Genomic DNA, 21,322 nt, shown 5'->3' with positions numbered 1-21,322 from the left:
GCAAAGTAGCGCGCACAATTGCCGTGAGTCCCGTCTTGCATCTGCGTCATTCGACGTTACATCCATAGGGCACAAAGGACGGGGCTGTTATGCGTTACATTCGATATTTGTTTCTGGCTGTGATCGGCCTTGCGCTGATTGTTGTGGCGTTGGCAAACCGCGAAATGACAACGTTGAAATTGATGCCCGATGCGTTGGCAGCGCCCTTTGGCCTGCAAGGCAGCGTGACGTTGCCGCTGTTTGTTGTGATCTTTTTGGGCATCGTGGTTGGTTTGCTGATCGGGTTTGTCTGGGAATGGCTGCGCGAATTCAAATACCGCCACAGCCTGTCCAAAAAGGACAAAGAGGTTCACCGCCTTGAGCGCGAAGTTAAGGTGTTAAAGGCGAAGAACGGCGAAAGCACAGATGACGTGTTGGCGTTGATTGAGTAACGCATCTCCCAACACTTTTAAATCAGTGTGAACATGACGGTTCATCGAAGATAGATGGATACGAGCGTTGTTTGTTTCAAAAAACTAACGTTTTTGCGCCGCAGTTTAGTCCACGGCGCGACTTTTTGTGCCTTGGACGGTGTGTCCGCAGCCAACATTTTGGCCAGCGCCTGCGCGAGTGCGGCCCGAAGCACCACATGGGTTTCTTGCAGGGATTTGTCCTGTTCGTAGATCATTGTGACCAGATTGTTGGTGATGGCCTGAGCCAAAACGGCCTCTTCTTGTTCGATGGACTGTTCGAGGTTTGATTTAGCGCCAGACGACATTTTTGCGTTCAGGCTTTTGGTGATTTCATCAAACGTGGCTTTTGCACCTGCTTTCAAATCCTCCACGGTTTGCGGAGCCGTAAAGGCCGATCCTGTGGAAGACGTGCTAGGGGCGGTGACCTTTTCAATCGCAAGAATGTTCATAATCTGCTCCAAATACCCTTGGATCAGGTTGAACTCTACGCCTTGGATAGCCTTGGTGCAGTGTTCGTATTCTTTGCACAGTGATAGAAATGAATGTGGTTCGCTGGTGTTGGTCATAAGTTAATCCTTGGATAGCGATTGATCTGAATGGAGCGAGTTAACCATAGGCGGCCCGATGGGCCAAGCGTTTGCTAAACCTGTATTGGTGTGCGGGCTGGCATTGGTGGCCTGCTTTGGTGTAGGAGCAGAACAAGACAGGAGCGACACATGCGCGTAAAGATTTGCGGGATATCAACATCGGACACATTGGCGGCTGCCGTAGGTGCGGGGGCGGCCTATGTTGGGTTTGTATTTTTTGAAAAATCTCCACGTCATGTGAGCTTTGAAACAGCGCGGGCACTGTCGTTGGCTGTGCCAGAGGGCGTGTGCAAGGTTGCGTTGACGGTGAATGCCACAGATGCGGAATTGGATGCGATGCTGGCTGAGGTGCCCATTGATATGCTGCAATTGCACGGCCGTGAAACGCCCGAACGGGTGGCAGAGGTGAAGGCGCGGTTTGGCTTGCCCGTGATGAAAGCGGTGGGTGTTGCGGATGAGACCGATTTGCCCGCGTTGAATGACTATGCCCGCGTGGCGGATCAGATTTTGGTGGACGCAAAGCCGCCTAAAAATGCGGACCTTCCGGGGGGCAATGGGTTGGCGTTTGACTGGCGGTTGATCGCGGGGCGGCGTTGGGCGGTTCCGTGGATGCTGGCGGGTGGCTTGACCCCTGAAAATGCGGCTGAGGCTGTAGCGATGACAGGGGCACAGCAGTTGGACGTGTCCAGCGGTGTGGAACGTGCGCCGGGTGTGAAGGATGCGAAGAAGATCGCGGCGTTCTGTGCAGCGGTTCAGGCGTGACAGTTGTGTTTCGCAAAGCAACGGAGGCAGATGTTCCTGCCTTTGTTGATTTGCTGAAAGACGATGAAATTGGCGCAACGCGTGAAACGGCGAACCCTGATGTTTACGTGGATGTGTTTCGCCGCGTGGAAGTGGATCCGATGGCCGTGATCGTTGTCGGCGAACAGGACGGCCGTGTCGTCGCGGGATATCAGTTGAATGCGATTGAAGGTCTGTCATTGAACGGACTGCGGCGCGGGCAGATTGAAGATGTGCGCGTGGCGAGCAATTTGCGCGGGCAAGGTATTGGCAAGCAGTTGATCGAAGATGCGTTTGAACGGGCGCGGACGATGGGGTGCAAAGCCATGCAATTGGTGGCGCATAAAGACCGCAAGGCAACAGAGCGATTTTACCGCAGTGTTGGGTTTAGCGTGAGTCACAGTGGGTTCAAACGCGGGTTGGATTGACGCGAGATCATGAATGATTTACCCCTGCGGCGGGTTGTCGCAAGGGGGTGCCTATGGTTTATGCCGCGATTGGTGGAATGCAGTTAAAACGGCGGTTGGGGTGGTTCACGATTATCATGCCAACGATGCGGGTTTTGAAAGCTGCGAAAAAGGCTGAGGGCTGTGTTCATGCTGTGACCTTTAAGGACGGTGATGTGTTTTTCGCAGTATCTGTTTGGGACGATATTTCACGGATGCAGGACTTTGCCAAAGGCGGGTTGCACGGGACGTTGACCAACGTAGCGATGGATGAAATGGCGATGTTTTACAATCATACGCAGGCGTTTGATGCAGTGCCGAGCCGCGCAGATATGGTCGCTGCGTGGAAGGCTGCTATAGCAGAGCGGGATGGGCGTGGAACGGTTGGGGTTTATTCTGCTTGATTGCGGGCTTTACCCGCTACGTTGACCACGCTAGATCATGGGCTGCACGCTAGGAGGCCTTGTGATGAACGATATGCTTAACTCTTTTATGTCTGGACCTGATGAAAACGGTCGGTTTGGTGATTTCGGTGGGCGGTTTGTGTCCGAAACGCTGATGCCGCTGATCCTTGATCTGGAAGCGGAATATGAGAAGGCGAAAGTTGATCCTGATTTCTGGGCCGAGATGGATCATCTGTGGAAGCATTACGTGGGCCGTCCGAGCCCGCTGTATTTCGCCAGCCGTGTGACCGAGGATTTGGGTGGCGCGAAAGTGTATTACAAGCGTGATGAGCTGAACCACACGGGCGCGCACAAGATTAACAATGTGTTGGGGCAGATTCTGCTGGCGCGGCGCATGGGCAAGACGCGGATTATTGCGGAAACGGGAGCGGGCCAACATGGTGTGGCCACGGCGACGGTGTGTGCGAAGTTCGGTTTGAAGTGTATCGTTTACATGGGTGCGCATGACGTGGAACGCCAAGCGCCGAACGTGTTTCGCATGAAATTGCTGGGCGCAGAAGTTGTGCCTGTGACGTCTGGTCGTGGCACGTTGAAAGACGCGATGAACGATGCGTTGCGTGATTGGGTCACCTATGTGGATGAGACGTTTTATTGCATCGGCACGGTCGCTGGGCCGCATCCTTATCCTGCGATGGTGCGCGATTTCCAGAGCATTATTGGCAAAGAAGTGCGCGAGCAGATGATGGAGGCCGAGGGCCGTTTGCCAGATTCTGTGGTGGCGTGTATCGGCGGCGGGTCCAATGCGATGGGACTGTTTTATCCGTTCCTTGACGACAAAGAGGTGCGCATCATTGGTGTTGAAGCCGGTGGTAAGGGCGTGAATGACAAGATGGAGCATTGTGCATCGCTGACTGGTGGGAAGCCTGGTGTGCTGCATGGCAATCGCACGTATTTGTTGCAGGATGATGCGGGTCAGATTTTGGAAGGCTATTCGATTTCTGCAGGTTTGGATTATCCGGGGATCGGGCCAGAACACAGCTGGCTGCATGATACGGGCCGCGCGGAATACGTAAGCGTGACCGACAGTGAGGCGTTGGAAGCGTTCCAATATTCCTGCCGCACTGAGGGGATTATTCCTGCGTTGGAACCGTCGCATGCGTTGGCGCATGTGCGTAAATTGGCGCCGACGCTGCCAAAGGATCATATTCTGGTGATGAATATGTGCGGGCGCGGGGACAAAGATATCTTTACCGTGGCGCGACATCTGGGCTGGGATATGGACAGCGAATAAGATTGTGGACGGTGCGCCATGAATGCGCACCCTACGAATTTTTAAGAGGCTCTGGCGATTGTCAGGGCCTCTTTTTTGTGTGAGCGATAAAAATTTACTATTTGATAAATTTTTTGACCTGTGCAACGGTTTAATCTACCGATGTTGCATAAGGAACTAGGCATGGCGAATTCGACGTTTACGGATGGTGTGGTTGCAGGGCGGTTAGAGCCCGAAGTTTTGGCGGATAATTTTTCGGATTTGCATCCGCCGCTGGATGATCATGAGGCGTTGGTTGCGGCGGATCGGTGTTATTTCTGTCATGACGCGCCCTGTATGACAGCCTGTCCCACGTCGATTGATATTCCACTGTTCATTCGCCAGATCGCCACGGGCACGGCGGAGTCTGCGGCCAAGACGATTTTTGATCAGAACATTTTAGGCGGAATGTGTGCGCGGGTTTGCCCCACAGAAACCCTGTGTGAAGAAGTTTGTGTGCGCGAAGTGGCCGAAGGCAAGCCTGTGATTATCGGGCAGTTGCAACGCTATGCCACGGATAAGGTGATGGCGACGGGTGTGCATCCGTTTGCGCGTGCGGCTGAAACGGGTAAGTCAGTTGCGGTGGTTGGGGCAGGACCCGCAGGGTTGGCAGCGGCGCATCGATTGGCGATGCACGGACATGCGGTGGTGATATTTGATGCGCGACCCAAAGGCGGCGGGCTGAACGAATTTGGCATTGCGGCCTATAAATCTGTGGATGGGTTTGCGCAGGCCGAGGTGGATTGGCTGCTGAAAATTGGTGGTATTGATGTGCGATACGGTCAGGCGCTGGGCGATCAGATCTCGCTTGAAGGCCTAAAGGCGGAGTTTGATGCGGTTTTCCTAGGGGTTGGTTTAGGCGGTGTGAACGCGCTGCGGGCCGATGGGGAAGACAAAGATGGCGTGCGTGATGCGGTGGATTTCATTGCAGAGCTGCGCCAAGCGGATGATCTGACGGCGCTGCCCGTGGGGCGGCGTGTGGTTGTGATTGGTGGCGGAATGACCGCGATTGATGCGGCGGTGCAATCTAAATTGCTCGGTGCGCAGGATGTGACGGTGGCCTATCGCCGCGACAAATCTGCCATGGGCGCGAGCGCGTTTGAACAGGATTTGGCGACCAGTAAAGGCGTGCGGATCGTGTTTAATGCGCAGCCAGTGAAGGTGCTGGGGAATGGTTCGGCGACGGGTGTGGAGTTTGAACGCACGGACAGTTCAAACGGTGAGTTGAAACCAACGGGCGAAACATTTGTGATTGAGGCGGATCAGGTTTTCAAAGCCATCGGGCAGACACTGACCACAGATGCTGGGCTTGAATTGGAGCGTGGCAAGATTGTTGTTTCGGTCGACGGTAAGACGTCGATGGACGGCGTTTGGGCGGGCGGCGATTGCGCGCTGGGTGGTGATGATTTGACGGTCACCGCTGTGGCCGAGGGCCGCGATGCGGCGATGGATATCCATAAGACGTTGGTCGGTTGAACGGAGCGGCCCCCGATCAAGGCGGGGGCGTGAGAGATTTATAGGAGGTCGTGATGGCTGATCTGAGAAGTGAATTTGTTGGTATTAAATCCCCGAACCCGTTTTGGCTGGCCAGTGCGCCGCCCACGGATAAAGAATACAACGTGCGCCGTGCGTTTGAGGCGGGCTGGGGCGGCGTTGTTTGGAAGACGCTGGGCGAAGAAGGCCCGCCTGTGGTGAATGTAAACGGACCACGGTACGGCGCGATTTTCGGGGCGGATCGGCGGTTGTTGGGGCTGAACAACATTGAGTTGATTACCGATCGCCCGCTGCAACAGAACCTGCGTGAAATTAAGGCCGTGAAGAAGGATTATCCTGATCGTGCGGTCGTTGTCTCCCTGATGGTCCCCTGTGTCGAAGATGCGTGGAAGGCAATCCTTCCTGTTGTTGAAGAGACAGGGGCCGATGGGGTGGAACTGAACTTTGGGTGTCCGCACGGAATGTCGGAGCGGGGCATGGGCAGCGCCGTGGGGCAGGTCCCTGAATACATCGAGATGGTAACGCGCTGGGCCAAGCAGAACACGCGGATGCCTGTGATTGTGAAGCTGACGCCGAACATCACAGATGTGCGTAAACCAGCCGAAGCGGCCCATGCGGGTGGGGCGGATGCGGTGAGTTTGATCAATACGATCAATTCGATCACTAGCGTGAACCTCGACCTGTTTGCGCCAGAACCGATGATTGATACGAAAGGGGCGCATGGGGGGTATTGCGGGCCAGCCGTCAAACCAATTGCGCTGAACATGGTGGCGGAAATCGCGCGCAATCCTGTGACGGCGAACCTGCCGATTTCAGGGATTGGGGGCGTGACCACGTGGCGTGATGCGGCGGAGTTTCTCGCGCTCGGCGCGGGGAATGTGCAGGTGTGTACAGCGGCCATGACATACGGGTTTAAAGTGGTGCAGGAGATGATTTCTGGACTGGGCCAGTGGATGGATGAAAAGGGCCACGAGAGCGTTGCAAGCGTTGTGGGACGGGCCGTTCCGAATTGTTCTGATTGGCAGAACTTGAACCTGAATTATGTGTCAAAGGCGCGGATTTCTCAGGATGATTGCATCAAATGCGGGCGGTGTTTTGCGGCCTGTGAAGATACCTCGCATCAGGCGATTACAATGTCTGCGGATCGCACGTTTGAGGTGATTGATGACGAATGCGTGGCCTGTAACCTGTGTGTGAACGTGTGCCCCGTGGAAGGATGTATCACGATGGAGCGCATTGAGCCGGGGCAAGTGGATGAACGCACCGGCAAAGTTGTGGAAGAGGAGTTTGCCGATTGGACGACGCATCCCAACAACCCTGGGCGTGTGGCGGCGGAGTAGTTTTTCGAGTATTTTTGGACAAAAGAAAATGCAAGGGCCTCTGGACACTCACCACGCCCCCTCAGTGCGAGATGGATTTTCCACTGGCCCTAGAGGGTCGTCTTTTCGGAGGCGGCCCTTTTGAATGTGATGTTGGTGGATTGGGGCAGACCGAAGCGGAGGCATAGGCCGATGACGATCAAGCTGACCACAAGCCAGAGGCCGCCCCACATGATTGTTGTGCCGCCAAATTCCTCGGCCAGCATACGGGCATCAGAGCGGATGCGTGACCAGCGAATTGTGTCGCTGAATATGTCATAAGGCACGTAGATGATGCTGGTGAGCCCCACGATGCGCAGGATCAGATCGCTGTATTGGTTGGACAGGAACCACGCGGTGGCGACCATCAGGCCCCCTGTGATGATGGCAAAGAAAAACGGATAGCTGTGGCGGATGTAAAACAACGCCACAAGGATCATCGTGGCGCCGAAAAGGCCGAGGAGGGCGCGATCCCATGATGTGCGGACCGCTACGAGGAAGAAGAGGACGCCAAACAAGAGGGAGCCGAGATATCCTGCGGTGAGGGTGATGAAACGGTTTCCGCCGCGGCTCATCACATGGCCAGATTCGTTGGACCAGACGGCGAATTCCACCACTTCGCCGCCCGTGACCACAGTGGCAATGGCGTGGGAGAGTTCGTGCAAAAAGACGATCAGCACGCGGATGGGCTGGACAAAGTCGGTTTGCCATAGGGTGTAAATCAGCGTGACGATGAGGATCATCTGCCAGTGGTTTTTGATGAAGGTGATGGCGGGTGTCATGGGCGGGCTGGCCGTTCTGGAGCCCAATCGGCCCCCCATGCGTTTTGCCAGAGTTCTGGGGCTTGGGTGTTGGATTTGGCGCTACCGCCTGACCACAGATCGTATTGCGGTTGGCTGTGGGTATCGAAAAACGCGGTGATTTTTGCGCGCAGGGATTTGGTGATGTCTGTGTGGGCGGGATCTGCGGCGAGGTCGGTTGTTTCGGCGGGATCGGAAGTGAGGTTGTAAAGCGCGTCTGTGGTGGGGAAGTCCACTGCGCCGTTGAAACGTTGCATGTAGAGCCAATCGTTGGTCCTGATGGCGCGGGTTTCTTCTTGTTCCATGAAGACGGCATCTGGGAAGGTTTGTGGTTTGCCCGTGAGGGTTGGGGTGAGGTCGTTTGCGGCGCTGGGCAGAGTGGTTTCAGGTGTGATGCCTGCAAGCGATGCGAGGGTCTGGTACACGTCCAGCTGGCTGGTGAGCCCGTCTGAGATTTGCCCTTTTGCGGCGATGGGATCGCCTGCGATGATGAGCGGGATGTTAAACGCGGCGTGGTGTGTGGTGCTGGGCCATGTGGCGGCACCGTGGCCCCAAATGCCGTTGTGGCCGAGCGAAAATCCGTGATCGGCTGTGAAAACGATGATGGTGTCACGGGTCAAATCGAGGCGGTCGAGGGTTGCGAGGATTTCGCCGATGTGATGGTCGATCAGCGAGATTTGCGCGTAGTAATTGCGCAAAGCTTCCATATTGTTGGGCAGAAGAAGCGGGCCTTTGAACTGTGGACGGATTTTACCTCCCCCTGCCGCGAGCCGCATGGCAAGGCGGTCTATGATGGCGGGGTTGAGCCCTTCGCGTGGGATCGAGTGCATGTCTGCATCATCGTACATGGTCGCAAAAGGTTCGGGGCCGCGCCCAGATATGGCGGGGAAATGGCCGTAGGGGCCGTTGAACGGGACAAAGGCGAAGAATGGGGCGTCGCTGTCTGTTTGGGTTTCGAGGTATTCGTGGGTTTTCTGCGCGAAAAAATCGACGGTGTGGCCATCGACGGTGTAGCGTTTACCGTTGTCGATGACTTCGTTGCCGTAAAAGGTGTGGGTGTGGCCATGGGGGAATGTGACCCAGTGGTCAAAACCATTTTGCGGCTCAAACGGCATGCCGAGGTGGTATTTGCCGATCAACGCGGTGTTGTAACCAGCCGCTTTGAATTGCTGCGGTAGGGTTGGAAATTCTTCGATGGCGGACCAGTTTTGCGGCCATTGATCCATCAATGTGTCATCTAGCCAGTTGTGAACGCCGTGCTGGCTTGGCATCAGGCCCGTCAGTACAGAGGCACGACACGGGGAACACATGGCGTTGACGCAATGGGCGTTGGTAAAGCGGGTGCCGCGTTTGGCGAGCGCGTCGATGTTTGGGGTTTTGAGTTCGGTGTTACCTGCGCAGCCCAATGCCTCTGCCGGTTGATTGTCGGTCATAAAGAAGAGGATGTTGGGCTGTTTCATGGGGCCTATGGTTCCAGCATTTTTCGAAACAGGGTGTTGAGATGTGCGGCGGCCTTTACAAAACGGTCTTCGGTTTGAGGGCCGAGGACGGCGTTCACCTGCACATCGAAATCCGCATAGTGTTGCGTGGTGGACCAGATCGAAAAGATCAAGTGATGCGGGTCCACGGGGGCGATTTTGCCCGAAGCGATCCAGCTGTGGATGAGATCGGCTTTTTGCTGAGTAAGTGTGCGTAAAGGGCCAGCGAGATCGTCGATGATGCGCGGCGCGCCTTGCAGAATTTCGTTGGCAAAAAGGCGGCTTTCGCGGGGATAATCGCGGGCCATTTCGAGTTTGCGGGTCACGTATGCGCAGATTTCATCAATCGGTGTTTCACTGTCTTGCAGGTGTTCCAGCGGTTCGAGCCATGTTTCCAGCAATCGGGACAGAAGAACGGCATGAATCGCGTCTTTGCCATCAAAGTAATAAAGGATGTTGGGCTTTGAGAGACCCGCCTCGGTTGCGATTTGATCAATAGTGGACCCACGAAACCCATAGGTGGAAAAGACGTTGAGGGCGGCATTCAAAATTTGCTCGGTCTTTTCTTTTTGGATGCGGGTTTGACCCTTGGTGCTTGCTGCTCTTGCCATCAATATGTCCGAATGCGCGGGGTTAGGGCGTGACGCCGATCCCTTTGAGTATGATGCGTTTTACGGCAGTTTTTGCCTCCTGCCAATCGTCATCGGTCAGGGGGGTGCTGTTGTTCAAGGTTTGGATTTGATGGCCGAAATCGGCGTAGTGCTGGGTGGAGGACCAGATGAGGTAAAGGAGGTGGCGCGGGCTGATCGGGTCCATCAACCCATCGGCGATCCATTGGTTGATGACGCTGATCCGCCCGTTGGTCCATTCCACGAGCGCGGTTTCAAGGTAATCTTGGATGATGGGCGCGCCGTGCATCACTTCGGACGCCCAGACTTTGGACCCTGCGGGGTGTGTGCGGCTGATTTCCATTTTGGCGTCGATGTAGGCCCCGATGCCCTCAGATGGACCTGAGGCGTCTTCGAAAGACTCGGCGGCCTTGAGCCAGACCTCGAAGATGTTGGAGACCACTTGGCGATAGAGCGCTTCTTTGGTGGAAAAGTAATAATGCACGTTTGCTTTGGGCAGGCCCGCCACATCGGCGATCAATTGCATGGTGGCCCCGCCAAACCCTGCCTCGGCAAAGACTTTTTCCGCTGCCTGCAAAATGAGCAATTCGTTTTCACGGCGCTTATTTTGTTTGCGCAAAGGGGTGACGTTTGTGTTCAAGCGTCGGCTCCTCAAAAATTTCTTGACCGATTGGTCAGGAAGGTCCCATACTTTGACCATACGGTCAGGTTTTGGCCTGTGCAAGAATTTTGGCCAACGACTTTGGGGAGAGAGATCATGGCAGCACCAGCAAGCAACATGCGGATCAATGCGGATCGGCTTTGGGACAGTTTGATGGAGATGGCCAAGATCGGACCAGGTGTTGCAGGCGGCAACAATCGCCAGACGTTGACGGATGAAGATGGCGAAGGCCGCGCGTTGTTTCAAAAGTGGTGCGAGGATGCGGGATGTTCCATGGGGCTCGATACCATGGGCAATATGTTTGCGCGCTACGAGGGCACGGACCCTGACGCACTGCCAGTTTATGTTGGAAGCCATTTGGACACACAGCCGACTGGCGGGAAATACGATGGGGTGCTTGGGGTTTTAGGCGGCCTTGAGATCTTGCGCTCCCTCAATGATCTTGGCGTTAAAACCAAGCACCCTATCGTAGTGACCAACTGGACCAACGAAGAAGGCACGCGGTTTGCACCAGCGATGCTGGCGAGCGGTGTGTTTGCGGGGATGCACACGGAGGAATGGGCGTACGACCGCGAGGATGCCGATGGCAAGAAATTCGGCGATGAGTTGAAGCGGATCGGCTGGCGCGGCGATGAGCCCGTGGGCGAGCGTAAGATGCACGCGTTTTTTGAGCTGCACATTGAGCAGGGGCCGATTTTGGAGGCCGAGGATGTTGAAGTGGGTGTTGTGACCCATGGTCAGGGTCTGGAATGGACGGAAGTGACGATCACGGGGCGCGATGCGCACACGGGATCAACGCCGATGCCGATGCGCAAAAACGCGGGTCTGGGCATGGCGCGGGTGCTGGAGTTGGTGGATGAAATTGCGTGGTCGCACAAGCCTGATGCGGTGGGCGCAGCGGGGCATATCGACGTCTACCCGAACTCGCGCAATGTGATTCCTGGCAAAGTGGTGTTCACGGTGGATTTCCGGTCGCCGCAGTTGGATGTGATTACGGATATGGTGGCGCGGTTGAAGGCGGGCGCGCAGAAGATTTGTGACGATATGGGGTTGGATGTGACGTTCGAGAAGGTCGGCGGGTTTGACCCTGTGGAGTTTGATGAGGGCTGTGTAACCGCCGTGCGCAATGCGGCGGAGCGGCTGGGGTATACGCATCGGAACTTGGTATCTGGCGCGGGGCATGATGCCTGCTGGATCAACCGCATGGCCCCGACGGCGATGGTGATGTGTCCGTGCGTGGACGGGCTGTCGCATAATGAGGCCGAGGAGATTTCTAAGGAATGGGCCGCTGCGGGGGCAGATGTGTTGATGCATGCGGTGCTGGAAACGGCGGAGGTTGTGGGGTGAGTTTAGCGCCTAATTTCGAAAAGAACTTCGAAGGTGGTCGTTTCTTGTCCATCAGGGATTTCTTTTTGCCATTCATCGCGGTCTTTGCCGCGCCTGAAAAAATCCTTCCCTTCGCGAAATTGAGCACGCAAAGCACGGCAACAATTTTTAGTAATTGTAGGTTCGTGCCCAGTTTGTTCGCGAAAAATGCGGTTAACGGTATCCGCTCTTATTGCGACGCAACTGTATTTTTCATCTTGCAGGGCTTCCCTTCGAAGCTGCTCAATAATCGCTTCAAGCTGTTCAATCTGTTTCAAAATACAACCTCACTTACTGTTTGTGAGTCCGAGAAGACGACTAACAAGGAGAAAACACAATGACCAAAGTCATCAAAGGCGGGACGGTTTGTACCGCAGATCGCGCTTGGAAGGCGGATGTTTTGATTGATGGGGAGATCATCAAGGAGATTGGCGTCGACCTAAAGGGCGATGAGTATATTGATGCCGAAGGGGCCTATGTGATCCCCGGTGGGATTGATCCGCACACGCATCTTGAGATGCCGTTCATGGGGACCACGGCGGCGGAGACGTTTGAAAGTGGCACTTGGGCGGCGGCTTGCGGGGGCACGACGATGCTGGTGGATTTCTGTCTGCCGGGCGAAGACGGCTCAATCGTGAATGGCATTAAGGAATGGCACCGCAAGTCCACGCCGCAGATTTGCAGCGATATCGGCTATCATATGGCGGTGACGGGCTGGAATGAAACCATCTTTGAAGAGATGAAAACAGCTGTGGACATGGGTGTAAATTCGTTCAAACACTTCATGGCCTATAAGGGCGCATTGATGATCGAAGACGACGAAATGTTCGCGTCTTTTCAACGGTGTAAAGAGTTGGGCGCACTGCCGATGGTGCATGCGGAAAACGGCGATTTGGTTGCGATCCTGCAAGAGAAATACATGAACGAGGGGATCACGGGGCCAGAGGGCCACGCCTATTCCCGCCCGCCAGAGTTAGAAGGCGAAGCAGCGAACCGCGCGATCACCATTGCGGATGCGGCGGGCGTTCCGCTCTACATCGTGCATGTGTCGTGTGAGCAGGCCCATGAAGCGATCCGCCGTGCGCGGCAAAAAGGGATGCGGGTGTATGGCGAGCCATTGGCGCAATTCCTGACGCTGGATGAGAGCGAGTATTTCAACACCGATTGGGACCACGCGGCGCGGCGTGTTATGTCGCCGCCATTCCGCAACAAAAAGCATCAGGACAGCCTGTGGGCTGGTTTGCAGGCGGGGTCTTTGCAGGTGGTGGCGACCGATCACGCGGCGTTTAGCACGGAGCAGAAACGCGCGGGGCGTGATGATTTTCGGATTATTCCGAACGGGTCAAACGGGCTCGAAGAACGGATGCCGGTGTTGTGGACTGAAGGGGTTGAAAAGGGCCGCCTGACGCCAGAAGAGTTTGTGGCGGTGACGTCCACGAATGTGGCAAAGATCCTGAACATCTATCCCAAGAAGGGCGCGATTGTTGAAGGGGCGGACGCGGATATCGTGGTGTGGGATCCGAAGATTTCCAAGACGATTAGCCCGAGCAATCATCATTCGGTGCTGGATTACAACGTGTTCGAAGGGTTCGAGGTGACGGCAAACGCGCGGTATACGCTGAGCCGTGGGGATGTGATTTGGGCTTGGGGCAAGAACTCGCAGCCGCAACCTGGGCGTGGACGGTTTGTGCCGCGTCCTGCGTTTCCATCGGCGCATACGGCGCTGAGCAAGTGGAAGGCGCTGAACTCGCCGCGCATGATCAAGCGCGATCCGATGAATATTCCAGCGGGGATTTGATGTGAAGATGTTGGATCTAACCATCAAAAGAGGACAGCTTTATTGAGACCTTTTTTCACCTATTGCATGACACTATTCGTTCTTAGTGGAGTGAATTTCTGGTCCCAAGCAAATGGATCGGGCTACGATGATGGAAAAATGTTCGAGGTCCTTTTTATTGTGGGAGTTGCCTTGATGACCGCAGTTTGGGCTGCGTTACCAGTTTTTGCGATTTGGATACCTCTCTTTTGGATTTTGAAATCGATGAAGCTGTCCCAGCGACTGGCGGCTGTGCTTGCAGCGGGTCCAGCAGCGGGATTGGGTGCAATAATCAGTGAACAACTGTATCTTCAAATGACCCGAGAATTTGCCGATAAAGCCAGTCTTGGCCTGCAAGAAATAGCGGTGATTGTAATCACAGCGATGCTCATTACGCATTTGATCTGGACTGTAATTCCGCAACGCGTGGAGCCTGTATGATGTCTGAAAGTGTTATTTCAGCCCAAAACCTCTCCCTCACGTTTGAAACAAACGACGGGCCAGTGCATGCGCTGAAGAACATCAACCTTGAGATCGACAAGGGGGAGTTCGTGTCGTTTATCGGGCCGTCTGGCTGTGGCAAGACCACGTTTCTGCGGGTTATGGCGGATTTGGAAACGCCGACGGCGGGGTCGATTACGGTCAATGGGGTGAGTGCGGCCGAGGCGCGCAAAGCGCGGGCCTATGGCTATGTGTTTCAGGCGGCGGGGCTCTATCCTTGGCGCACGATAGGGGGGAATATTCGCCTGCCGCTTGAAATCATGGGCTATTCCAAAGCGGATCAGGCGGAGCGGGTGAAACGGGTGTTGGAGCTGGTCGAACTCGACGGGTTTGATCGCAAGTTTCCGTGGCAGCTGTCGGGTGGAATGCAGCAACGGGCCAGTATCGCGCGGGCGCTGGCATTTGATGCGGATATTTTGTTGATGGATGAGCCGTTTGGCGCGCTTGATGAAATTGTGCGCGATCATCTGAATGAACAACTGCTCGCGCTGTGGGCGCGGACGGAAAAGACGATTGGGTTTGTGACCCATTCGATTCCAGAGGCTGTGTATCTGAGCACGAAGATTGTGGTGATGTCGCCGCGCCCAGGGCGGATTGCGGATGTGATTGATAGCACGCTGCCCAAAGAACGCCCGCTCGATATCCGTGATAGCCCTGAGTTTATCGAGATTGCACACCGCGTGCGTGATGGGCTGCGGGAAGGGCATGCGGATGGGTAGGGGCGCAGGAATGAGAGGCCCCGCATCAAGTGCGGGGCGGTTGCGCGGCCGAGGGGATGCGCGACCTAGCTTTGCGCGCACCCCCGAAAGCGGTTCACTTTTGCCCTATAGGGAGGGTAAAGCGGCTTCTTCCGTCACAGCCATCGGCTCTCCAGCCTGTACTGCATCTTTAGTGTGCGATTCATTTGGTTTCTTTTGTCTTAAAATACTCAAAAAAATTCCAATGCCTTCGGCGAGAGTATTGTGGGACAAAAGAAACGGGGAGGTGCGTTTTGCGTAACATCCTTCCGATCCTTACCGTGGTGTTTGGCCTGTTTGTGATTTGGTATGCGGGGGCGGTCTATCTGAATTCGAATTGGGCCTATGACAAGGCGAAGCGGGCGAATGTGGAGTTGTCGTTTGGGGCGATGGTTTCGGATACGATGACACAGGAAAAGCCACGTCTTCCCCCGCCCCATCAAGTGGGGACAGAGATTTGGAAGACCACGGGGGCCATGGTGCAGCGGGGGCGGGCGTTTTCAAAGCGGTCTTTGATTTATCATGGGTGGATAACGCTGAGCTCCACTGTGCTCGGGTTTGTGTTTGGCACGGGGCTTGGGATTTTGCTGGCCGTTGCCATTGTGCACAGTCGGGCGATGGACATGTCCGTGATGCCATGGGTGATTGCCAGTCAGACCATTCCGATATTGGCGATTGCGCCGATGATTGTGGTGGTTTTGGCCAGTGCGCAGGTGGATGATTTGATCGCGAAGGGGGTGATATCGATGTATCTGTCATTCTTCCCCGTTGTGGTTGGCATGGTGAAGGGGCTGCGCTCGCCCGATCACATGCAGATGGATCAGATGCGGACTTGGAATGCGAGCCGTAGCCAAACGTTTTGGCGGCTTCGGTTGCCTGCTTCGGCGCCGTTTTTGTTTGCCTCGCTGAAGGTCGGGATTGCGGCGAGTTTGATTGGGGCAGTGGTGGCGGAACTGTCGTTGTCTCAGGATGGTGGGCTGGGCGCGCGGATGCTTGTGGGCAGCTATTACGGCCAGACCATTCAGATTTGGAGTGCGCTGATAGCGGCGGCCACGCTGGCGGCGTTGATGGTGGCGGCGATTGGTGCTGTGCAAACCGTGACGCTGAAAAAGATGGGGATGGCGGCATGACTTGGATTGTTGGTGTTCTGATGTTTTGGGCCGTGGCGTGGGCCGTGAATGCGCGGTTGGCCAAGGCGAAGCCGTCGCGGTTTACCAGTTTTGCCGTGCCTGCATTGTTTGGCATTACGCTTTTGTTGCTGTGGGAAGGGATCGTGCGCGGGTTTGAGGTTAGCCCTGTGTTGCTGCCGCCCCCATCGTCGATTGCTGTGACGTTTGCCTCTTCGTTGTCGATCCTGTGGGGGGATTTTGTGCAGACCTTTGTGAAGGGGGCGCTGTCGGGCTACATTATCGGTTGTGGGGCGGCGGTGCTGACCGCGATTGCCGTGGATCGGTCGCCATTTTTGCAACGGGGATTGCTGCCAGTCGGCAACTTCGTGGCGGCGTTGCCGATCATTGGGTTGGCACCCATTATGGTCATGTGGTTCGGGTTTGATTGGCATTCAAAGGCCGCCGTGGTTGTGGCGATGGTGTTCTTCCCTGTTCTGGTGAACACGGTGCAAGGGTTGCAGGCCAGTGATGCGATGCAGCGGGATTTGATGCGGACGTATGCGGCGTCTTATCCGCAGGCATTGCTCCGCCTTCGCTTGCCAGCGGCGATGCCGTTTATTTTTAATGGGTTGAAAATTGCCACAACGCTTGCGTTGATTGGCGCGATAGTGGCGGAGTTCTTTGGCTCGCCCATCAAGGGGATGGGGTTTCGGATTTCCACCGAAGTGGGTCGGCTTGCGCTCGATATGGTGTGGGCAGAAATTACTGTGGCGGCCTTGGCTGGGTCGGCATTTTATGGGGGGGTCGCATTGATCGAGAGATCAGTGACCTTCTGGCATCCGTCACAAAGACGGACGCGATGAAGACCAATGATTAACCAACTAGGAGAGAGACTATGAAAACTTTACTCGCAGCCGCGCTGGCAGGCGCGATGGCCTTGGGGGGCACGTTTGCAAGTGCGGATGGGCACGCAAATAAGGTGACGTTGCAGTTGAAATGGGTCACGCAGGCGCAGTTCGCTGGCTATTATGTGGCGCAGGATAAGGGATTTTACGCCGAGGAAGGCCTGACAGTTGAGATTAAACCTGGTGGGCCAGACATCGCGCCCGCACAGGTGATTGCGGGTGGCGGGGCTGATGTGGTTCTCGATTGGATGCCATCTGCGCTTGCGTCACGTGAAAAGGGTTTGGACCTTGTGAACATCGCGCAGCCGTTCACATCATCAGGAATGATGCTGACCTGTCGCAAGGATGCGGGCATTTCCAGCCCTGCGGATTTCGCGGGTAAGACGCTGGGTGTTTGGTTCTTTGGTAACGAGTATCCGTTCCTGAGCTGGATGAGCAAACTTGGCTTGGCCACCGATGGGTCTGATGGTGGTGTGACGGTTCTGAAACAGGGCTTTAACGTTGATCCGATTCTGCAAGGGCAAGCGGCTTGTGTGTCTACTATGACGTATAATGAGTATTGGCAGATCATTGATGCGGGCCTGACACCAGATGATTTGGTGGTGTTCAAGTATGAGGACCAAGGCGTCGCGACGCTGGAAGATGGCATGTACGTGCTGGGCGAAAATCTGAAGGACCCTGTGTTCAAAGAGAACATGGTGAAATTCGTGCGCGCGTCCATGAAAGGGTGGAAATATGCGGAAGCAAACCCTGATGAAGCGGCAATGATCGTTTTGGATAACGATGCGACGGGTGCGCAGACCGAAAAGCACCAAAAACGCATGATGGGCGAAGTGGCGAAACTGACCGCTGGGTCTTCTGGTGCGCTGGATGTGGCAGCGGCAGAACGCACGGTGCAAAGCCTGTTGTCTGGTGGGTCTGATCCTGTAATCACCAAAGCGCCTGAGGGTGCTTGGACATCTGAGATTACCGATTTGGCGCTGAAGTAAGTCACCACCGAACCGAATTGAACCGCGCCGTGGGATACCTGTGGCGCGGTTTTTTAATGCGCAGCATTAAGATTGATGAACCTGGGGTTAATCCAGACGCGTCATATATGACGCGTCTTACACAACGCGTTGTGAAAGTTGGGTCATCGGGGTTTGTGTTTAGGTTTCAAAGGCTTGCCATAATATGGCGCATCTCTTTTCGCTGGCGCTGCTTGTGTGCATGACTATTGTCGTTAGGGTGAACACGGTGCATTCGTTAATAAGGTGATGGAAATGAACGTTCTTTGGATCATGGCAGATCAACTGCGCTGGGATTACTTGTCCTGTTATGGTCATCCACATCTGCATACGCCCAATATTGATAAACTGGCCAAGCGCGGCGTGAAGTTTGATCGCGCCTATGTGCAATCGCCCGTTTGCGGACCCAGCCGCATGAGCGCCTATACGGGTCGCTACACCCGCAGTCATGGGGCCACGTGGAACGGGTTCCCCTTGCGGGTTGGTGAGCCAACGCTCGGGGATCATTTGCGCGAGATTGGAGTGCGCCCTGTGCTGGTGGGTAAAACTCATATGATCCCTGATTTTGAAGGCATGAAACGGTTGGGTATTGATCCAGAGTCCGAGGTTGGCCAGCGTGTGTCTCAATGTGGGTTTGAGGCGTTTGATCGCGATGATGGGCTGCATCCCCTTGGCCCTTATGATCCGAACCCACGCTATAATGCGTGGTTAAAAGAGCAGGGCATCGCGGATGAAAACGGCTGGGAAACACGGGCAAATGGGGCGATTGATGCAGACGGAAATCGTGTGTCGGGATGGCTTTTGGAAACCAATCATTTGCCTGCGGATATCCCTGAGGAGCTTTCAGAAACGCCCTATATGACGCGCCGCGCGATGGAGTTTATGGAGCGCGCGGGCGATCAGCCGTGGATGTGCCATCTGTCGTTTATCAAACCCCATTGGCCCTATATCGTGCCTGCCCCGTATCACAACATGTATGGGCCAGAGCACATCGTGCCGCCAATCCGATCAGAGGCAGAAAAGGATGATCCGCAGCCCGTGTTTGGGGCCTATATGCAAACGCGGATTTGTCAGAGCTTTAGCCGCGATAAGGTGCGCGAACGCGTGATCCCTGCCTATATGGGGTTGGTGAAGCAGATTGATGATCAATTGGGGCTGCTGTTCGATTGGATGGAAGAACGCGGCCTGATGGAGGATACCATGATCGTCATGTCTTCGGATCATGGAGATTATCTGGGGGATCATTGGATGGGGGAAAAGGACCTGTTTCACGATCAATCCGTGCGCGTGCCGTTGATTATCAGCGATCCAAGGCCAGAGGCAGATGCGACTCGGGGCACATCAAGTGATGCGTTGGTTGAAATGATTGATCTGGCACCGACCTTCTTGAATGGGTTTGGGGGGCCAGAGCTGCCACATATTCTTGAGGGGCGCGATTTGACACCGCTGTTGTGGGGCACACCGGTGAAATGGCGCGAATATGCGATTTCGGAGTATGATTACGCCACGCGGCCTGCCCGTGAAATTTTGAAGAACGCACAAGAAGATGCGCGATTGATCATGTGTTGTGATGCGCGGTGGAAATACGTTCACGCCGAAGGGTATCGACCCATGCTGTTTGATTTGGAAAATGATCCACAGGAATTGGTGGATTTGGGCGCGAGCGATGACAGCGAACATGTGGCGGTGCGCGAACGGATGGATGCCGAAATCGGGCGTTGGTCCCGTCAGCATCATGCCCGCATTACCAAAACGCCAGAATGGATCGAGGCGGTGACGGGAAAAGAACCACCAGGTATTTTGATCGGGTTCTGGGATGAAGCTGAATTTGAAGAGGTGTTTGGCAAGCCTTTTGCCGAGCGGCCTTAGGGTTTGGATTTTGGTATTTGGTAGGACGCTTTAAAGGATGTGCATCCAGTGGAGGGTTTCATCTGTTGGGCCGTTGGGTTTGTATTCTGCGCCCAAAGGTGCGGTGTATCCTGCATCTGTGATGTGTTTGAAGACTGCGGCGTAATCGAGCGTGCCTTGGTCTGGTCTGCCACGATCCGGCACTGAAGCGAATTGCACATGACCAATGAAGGGGCGCAGCGCGGTAAAGCGGTTTGCGACATCCCCTTCGGTACGCCCCACATGGTAACAATCAAACATGAGTTTGAGGTTTGGGACGGACACCTCTTTGAGGATCGCTGCGGCTTGATCTGTTGTTTTCAGAAAGTAGTTCGGTGCGTCAAAGCGATTGAGCGGTTCGATCAAAATTGTGATGTCGCGCTGGGCCGCCTGTGTGGTGGCGTAGTGTAGGTTTTCAATAAAGGTGGCGTGGGCTGTGTGCCCGTGTGCGTTGCCTGCGAGGACGTGAATGTTTGGCGTGTTGATCGCTGTGGCATAGTCGATGGCCTGATCAATGGCAGCGCGGGCTTGGGCAACGCGATCAGGCAGGGCGCTGAGGCCAAAATCCCCCGCACCCCCTGTGCCGCGCGCGGTGTTAAGGCTGAGCATTTGCAGGCCTGTTTCATCAAGGGCCGCGGTAACGTCATGGGCTGGCGTTGCATAGGGCCAATGGCATTCAACCGCGTCAAACCCCGCCCCGTGGGCGGCGTGAATGGCATCGGGCAGCGGGATGTCTGCCCAGAGAAACCCGAGGTTTGCGGAGAATTTTGGTTTGGGTGCAGTCATGGAATTCCCTTTGGTCGCTGATTTACACTTTGCACAGCGCGGGTGGAGCGCAAAGGGGGATCTGGTCTTGATTGTTTATCTACTAGTTGGTAGGTAAAATTCAAATAGTGGATACAAAGGGATCACAGTCATGGATTTGAATGCAGATTTTAGCAAACGCGTGGTGGTTCATTCGGATCAAGTGGACTGGGTGAAATCCCCAATGCCAGGCGTTGATCGGCGGATGCTTGATCGTATCGGCGGCGAGGTGGCGCGGGCCACGACAATTGTGCGATATGCGGCTGGCAGTGCGTTTTCTGAGCATACGCATACAGGGGGTGAAGAATTCATCGTGCTGGAGGGTGTGTTTTCAGATGAACATGGGGATTTTCCTGCGGGCTCTTACATTCGCAATCCGCCCACTTCGGCCCATACACCTGGATCGGCGCCAGGGTGCGTGATTTTTGTGAAGCTGTGGCAGTTTGATTTAGAGGATCGCACGCAGGTGAAGATTGACATGAATAAGATGGAAGCGGTGCGTGATGCGGATCGCGCAGGCGTGTCGGTGATGCCGTTGTTTCAAGACGCGCGTGAAACGGTGCGGACCGAGATTTGGGATGCGGGCGCGGATGTGATGCTTGATCTGCCAGAAGGCGGTGAATTTCTGGTGCTGGACGGTGGCTTTGAAGAGAGCGGTGACACCCTTGGCACTGAGGGTTGGTTGCGTGTGCCAGAGGGTGGTTTGTTACGGGCCACGGCGGGGGCAAAAGGGGCGCGGGTTTGGATGAAGTTGCGTCATATCCCCCATGCGAAACCACCAGCGGTTTAACCC

General features: G+C 55.2%; 23 protein-coding genes. 16 read left to right on the top strand and 7 right to left on the bottom strand.

Features of this window, described 5'->3' with window-relative positions; all coding sequences use genetic code 11:
* Positions 1 to 89 precede the first annotated feature (89 nt).
* Positions 90 to 431: a LapA family protein gene (locus QBD29_RS15700; RefSeq protein WP_280099025.1), complete on the top strand. Its 342-nt coding sequence runs from the start codon at positions 90 to 92 to the stop codon at positions 429 to 431.
* Between the two features lie 41 nt (positions 432 to 472).
* On the opposite strand, the gene QBD29_RS15695 is transcribed toward QBD29_RS15700, so the two are convergent.
* The gene (locus QBD29_RS15695) at positions 473 to 1,018 is read right to left on the bottom strand and encodes a hypothetical protein (RefSeq protein WP_280099024.1); all 546 of its coding nucleotides are present in this window, start codon (positions 1,016 to 1,018) and stop codon (positions 473 to 475) included.
* Between the two features lie 150 nt (positions 1,019 to 1,168).
* Here QBD29_RS15695 and QBD29_RS15690 point away from each other — a divergent pair, with 150 nt between their 5' ends.
* The 6 genes from QBD29_RS15690 to preA all read left to right on the top strand — a co-directional run bounded on the left by QBD29_RS15690 (position 1,169) and on the right by preA (position 6,812).
* On the top strand, positions 1,169 to 1,801 hold the full coding sequence (locus QBD29_RS15690; RefSeq protein ID WP_280099023.1) for a phosphoribosylanthranilate isomerase: 633 nt from the start codon (positions 1,169 to 1,171) through the stop codon (positions 1,799 to 1,801).
* A gap of 5 nt (positions 1,802 to 1,806) precedes the next feature.
* A complete protein-coding gene (locus tag QBD29_RS15685; protein WP_280099022.1) occupies positions 1,807 to 2,247 on the top strand; it encodes a GNAT family N-acetyltransferase in 441 nt (146 codons plus the stop codon).
* A 53-nt stretch (positions 2,248 to 2,300) separates the two neighbouring features.
* Positions 2,301 to 2,669, top strand: a complete 369-nt coding sequence (locus QBD29_RS15680) for a hypothetical protein (protein WP_280099021.1) — start codon at positions 2,301 to 2,303, stop codon at positions 2,667 to 2,669.
* Between the two features lie 61 nt (positions 2,670 to 2,730).
* Positions 2,731 to 3,960: a tryptophan synthase subunit beta gene (trpB, locus tag QBD29_RS15675; RefSeq protein ID WP_280099020.1), complete on the top strand. Its 1,230-nt coding sequence runs from the start codon at positions 2,731 to 2,733 to the stop codon at positions 3,958 to 3,960.
* Between the two features lie 162 nt (positions 3,961 to 4,122).
* Positions 4,123 to 5,454, top strand: coding sequence for an NAD(P)-dependent oxidoreductase (locus QBD29_RS15670; RefSeq protein ID WP_280099019.1), 1,332 nt, complete (start codon positions 4,123 to 4,125; stop codon positions 5,452 to 5,454).
* A gap of 53 nt (positions 5,455 to 5,507) precedes the next feature.
* Complete coding sequence (gene preA, locus QBD29_RS15665) at positions 5,508 to 6,812, top strand: NAD-dependent dihydropyrimidine dehydrogenase subunit PreA (protein ID WP_280099018.1); 1,305 nt, start codon at positions 5,508 to 5,510, stop codon at positions 6,810 to 6,812.
* An 89-nt stretch (positions 6,813 to 6,901) separates the two neighbouring features.
* On the opposite strand, the gene QBD29_RS15660 is transcribed toward preA, so the two are convergent.
* The 4 genes from QBD29_RS15660 to QBD29_RS15645 are packed head-to-tail and all read right to left on the bottom strand — an operon-like array spanning position 6,902 to position 10,377.
* On the bottom strand, positions 6,902 to 7,612 hold the full coding sequence (locus QBD29_RS15660; RefSeq protein WP_280099017.1) for a M50 family metallopeptidase: 711 nt from the start codon (positions 7,610 to 7,612) through the stop codon (positions 6,902 to 6,904).
* Positions 7,609 to 9,090 carry a sulfatase-like hydrolase/transferase gene (locus tag QBD29_RS15655; RefSeq protein ID WP_280099016.1) on the bottom strand — a complete coding sequence of 494 codons (1,482 nt, stop codon included), beginning with the start codon at positions 9,088 to 9,090 and terminating at the stop codon, positions 7,609 to 7,611. Before QBD29_RS15655 ends, QBD29_RS15660 begins: the two co-directional genes overlap by 4 nt.
* A 5-nt stretch (positions 9,091 to 9,095) precedes the next feature.
* Positions 9,096 to 9,719: a TetR family transcriptional regulator C-terminal domain-containing protein gene (locus QBD29_RS15650; RefSeq protein ID WP_280099015.1), complete on the bottom strand. Its 624-nt coding sequence runs from the start codon at positions 9,717 to 9,719 to the stop codon at positions 9,096 to 9,098.
* A gap of 22 nt (positions 9,720 to 9,741) precedes the next feature.
* A complete protein-coding gene (locus QBD29_RS15645; protein WP_280099014.1) occupies positions 9,742 to 10,377 on the bottom strand; it encodes a TetR/AcrR family transcriptional regulator in 636 nt (211 codons plus the stop codon).
* A 117-nt stretch (positions 10,378 to 10,494) separates the two neighbouring features.
* Between QBD29_RS15645 and QBD29_RS15640 the strand changes: the two genes are divergently transcribed.
* A complete protein-coding gene (locus QBD29_RS15640; RefSeq protein ID WP_280099013.1) occupies positions 10,495 to 11,745 on the top strand; it encodes a Zn-dependent hydrolase in 1,251 nt (416 codons plus the stop codon).
* A gap of 2 nt (positions 11,746 to 11,747) precedes the next feature.
* On the opposite strand, the gene QBD29_RS15635 is transcribed toward QBD29_RS15640, so the two are convergent.
* The gene (locus tag QBD29_RS15635; protein WP_280099012.1) at positions 11,748 to 12,041 is read right to left on the bottom strand and encodes a hypothetical protein; all 294 of its coding nucleotides are present in this window, start codon (positions 12,039 to 12,041) and stop codon (positions 11,748 to 11,750) included.
* A 59-nt stretch (positions 12,042 to 12,100) separates the two neighbouring features.
* Between QBD29_RS15635 and hydA the strand changes: the two genes are divergently transcribed.
* From hydA to QBD29_RS15600, 7 genes are all read left to right on the top strand, one after another.
* Complete coding sequence (gene hydA / locus QBD29_RS15630; protein WP_280099011.1) at positions 12,101 to 13,561, top strand: dihydropyrimidinase; 1,461 nt, start codon at positions 12,101 to 12,103, stop codon at positions 13,559 to 13,561.
* A gap of 42 nt (positions 13,562 to 13,603) precedes the next feature.
* The gene (locus tag QBD29_RS15625) at positions 13,604 to 14,020 is read left to right on the top strand and encodes a hypothetical protein (protein WP_280099010.1); all 417 of its coding nucleotides are present in this window, start codon (positions 13,604 to 13,606) and stop codon (positions 14,018 to 14,020) included.
* A complete protein-coding gene (locus QBD29_RS15620; protein ID WP_280099009.1) occupies positions 14,017 to 14,799 on the top strand; it encodes an ABC transporter ATP-binding protein in 783 nt (260 codons plus the stop codon). The genes QBD29_RS15625 and QBD29_RS15620 overlap by 4 nt, the downstream gene beginning before the upstream one ends.
* Positions 14,800 to 15,071: 272 nt before the next feature.
* Positions 15,072 to 15,947, top strand: coding sequence for an ABC transporter permease (locus tag QBD29_RS15615; RefSeq protein ID WP_280099008.1), 876 nt, complete (start codon positions 15,072 to 15,074; stop codon positions 15,945 to 15,947).
* Positions 15,944 to 16,789 carry an ABC transporter permease gene (locus QBD29_RS15610; protein WP_280099007.1) on the top strand — a complete coding sequence of 282 codons (846 nt, stop codon included), beginning with the start codon at positions 15,944 to 15,946 and terminating at the stop codon, positions 16,787 to 16,789. The genes QBD29_RS15615 and QBD29_RS15610 overlap by 4 nt, the downstream gene beginning before the upstream one ends.
* 32 nt (positions 16,790 to 16,821) lie before the next feature.
* Complete coding sequence (locus QBD29_RS15605; RefSeq protein WP_280099006.1) at positions 16,822 to 17,820, top strand: ABC transporter substrate-binding protein; 999 nt, start codon at positions 16,822 to 16,824, stop codon at positions 17,818 to 17,820.
* 267 nt (positions 17,821 to 18,087) lie between these two features.
* Positions 18,088 to 19,707: an alkaline phosphatase family protein gene (locus QBD29_RS15600; protein ID WP_280099005.1), complete on the top strand. Its 1,620-nt coding sequence runs from the start codon at positions 18,088 to 18,090 to the stop codon at positions 19,705 to 19,707.
* Between the two features lie 30 nt (positions 19,708 to 19,737).
* Here QBD29_RS15600 and QBD29_RS15595 read toward each other — a convergent pair whose 3' ends face one another.
* Positions 19,738 to 20,511 carry a TIM barrel protein gene (locus tag QBD29_RS15595; RefSeq protein ID WP_280099004.1) on the bottom strand — a complete coding sequence of 258 codons (774 nt, stop codon included), beginning with the start codon at positions 20,509 to 20,511 and terminating at the stop codon, positions 19,738 to 19,740.
* Between the two features lie 130 nt (positions 20,512 to 20,641).
* Between QBD29_RS15595 and QBD29_RS15590 the strand changes: the two genes are divergently transcribed.
* The gene (locus QBD29_RS15590) at positions 20,642 to 21,319 is read left to right on the top strand and encodes a cupin domain-containing protein (RefSeq protein WP_280099003.1); all 678 of its coding nucleotides are present in this window, start codon (positions 20,642 to 20,644) and stop codon (positions 21,317 to 21,319) included.
* Positions 21,320 to 21,322: the final 3 nt, after the last annotated feature.

The organism is Amylibacter sp. IMCC11727, assembly GCF_029854195.1.
Lineage (GTDB): Bacteria > Pseudomonadota > Alphaproteobacteria > Rhodobacterales > Rhodobacteraceae > Amylibacter.
Note: the sequence above shows the minus strand (reverse complement) of the source record. Positions and strands in the feature narration are given on the sequence as shown.

Excerpts from the sequence above, each read along its gene's own strand:
- QBD29_RS15670 (WP_280099019.1), top strand. The coding sequence starts at position 4,123 with ATGGCGAATTCGACGTTTACGGATGGTGTGGTTGCAGGGCGGTTAGAG.
- QBD29_RS15600 (WP_280099005.1), top strand. The coding sequence starts at position 18,088 with ATGGAAATGAACGTTCTTTGGATCATGGCAGATCAACTGCGCTGGGAT.
- QBD29_RS15660 (WP_280099017.1), bottom strand. The coding sequence starts at position 7,612 with ATGACACCCGCCATCACCTTCATCAAAAACCACTGGCAGATGATCCTC.
- QBD29_RS15590 (WP_280099003.1), top strand. The coding sequence starts at position 20,642 with ATGGATTTGAATGCAGATTTTAGCAAACGCGTGGTGGTTCATTCGGAT.
- QBD29_RS15595 (WP_280099004.1), bottom strand. The coding sequence starts at position 20,511 with ATGACTGCACCCAAACCAAAATTCTCCGCAAACCTCGGGTTTCTCTGG.
- QBD29_RS15700 (WP_280099025.1), top strand. The coding sequence starts at position 90 with ATGCGTTACATTCGATATTTGTTTCTGGCTGTGATCGGCCTTGCGCTG.
- QBD29_RS15680 (WP_280099021.1), top strand. The coding sequence starts at position 2,301 with ATGGTTTATGCCGCGATTGGTGGAATGCAGTTAAAACGGCGGTTGGGG.
- QBD29_RS15655 (WP_280099016.1), bottom strand. The coding sequence starts at position 9,090 with ATGAAACAGCCCAACATCCTCTTCTTTATGACCGACAATCAACCGGCA.
- hydA (WP_280099011.1), top strand. The coding sequence starts at position 12,101 with ATGACCAAAGTCATCAAAGGCGGGACGGTTTGTACCGCAGATCGCGCT.
- QBD29_RS15610 (WP_280099007.1), top strand. The coding sequence starts at position 15,944 with ATGACTTGGATTGTTGGTGTTCTGATGTTTTGGGCCGTGGCGTGGGCC.
- preA (WP_280099018.1), top strand. The coding sequence starts at position 5,508 with ATGGCTGATCTGAGAAGTGAATTTGTTGGTATTAAATCCCCGAACCCG.
- QBD29_RS15605 (WP_280099006.1), top strand. The coding sequence starts at position 16,822 with ATGAAAACTTTACTCGCAGCCGCGCTGGCAGGCGCGATGGCCTTGGGG.
- QBD29_RS15650 (WP_280099015.1), bottom strand. The coding sequence starts at position 9,719 with ATGGCAAGAGCAGCAAGCACCAAGGGTCAAACCCGCATCCAAAAAGAA.
- QBD29_RS15620 (WP_280099009.1), top strand. The coding sequence starts at position 14,017 with ATGATGTCTGAAAGTGTTATTTCAGCCCAAAACCTCTCCCTCACGTTT.
- QBD29_RS15690 (WP_280099023.1), top strand. The coding sequence starts at position 1,169 with ATGCGCGTAAAGATTTGCGGGATATCAACATCGGACACATTGGCGGCT.
- QBD29_RS15640 (WP_280099013.1), top strand. The coding sequence starts at position 10,495 with ATGGCAGCACCAGCAAGCAACATGCGGATCAATGCGGATCGGCTTTGG.
- QBD29_RS15695 (WP_280099024.1), bottom strand. The coding sequence starts at position 1,018 with ATGACCAACACCAGCGAACCACATTCATTTCTATCACTGTGCAAAGAA.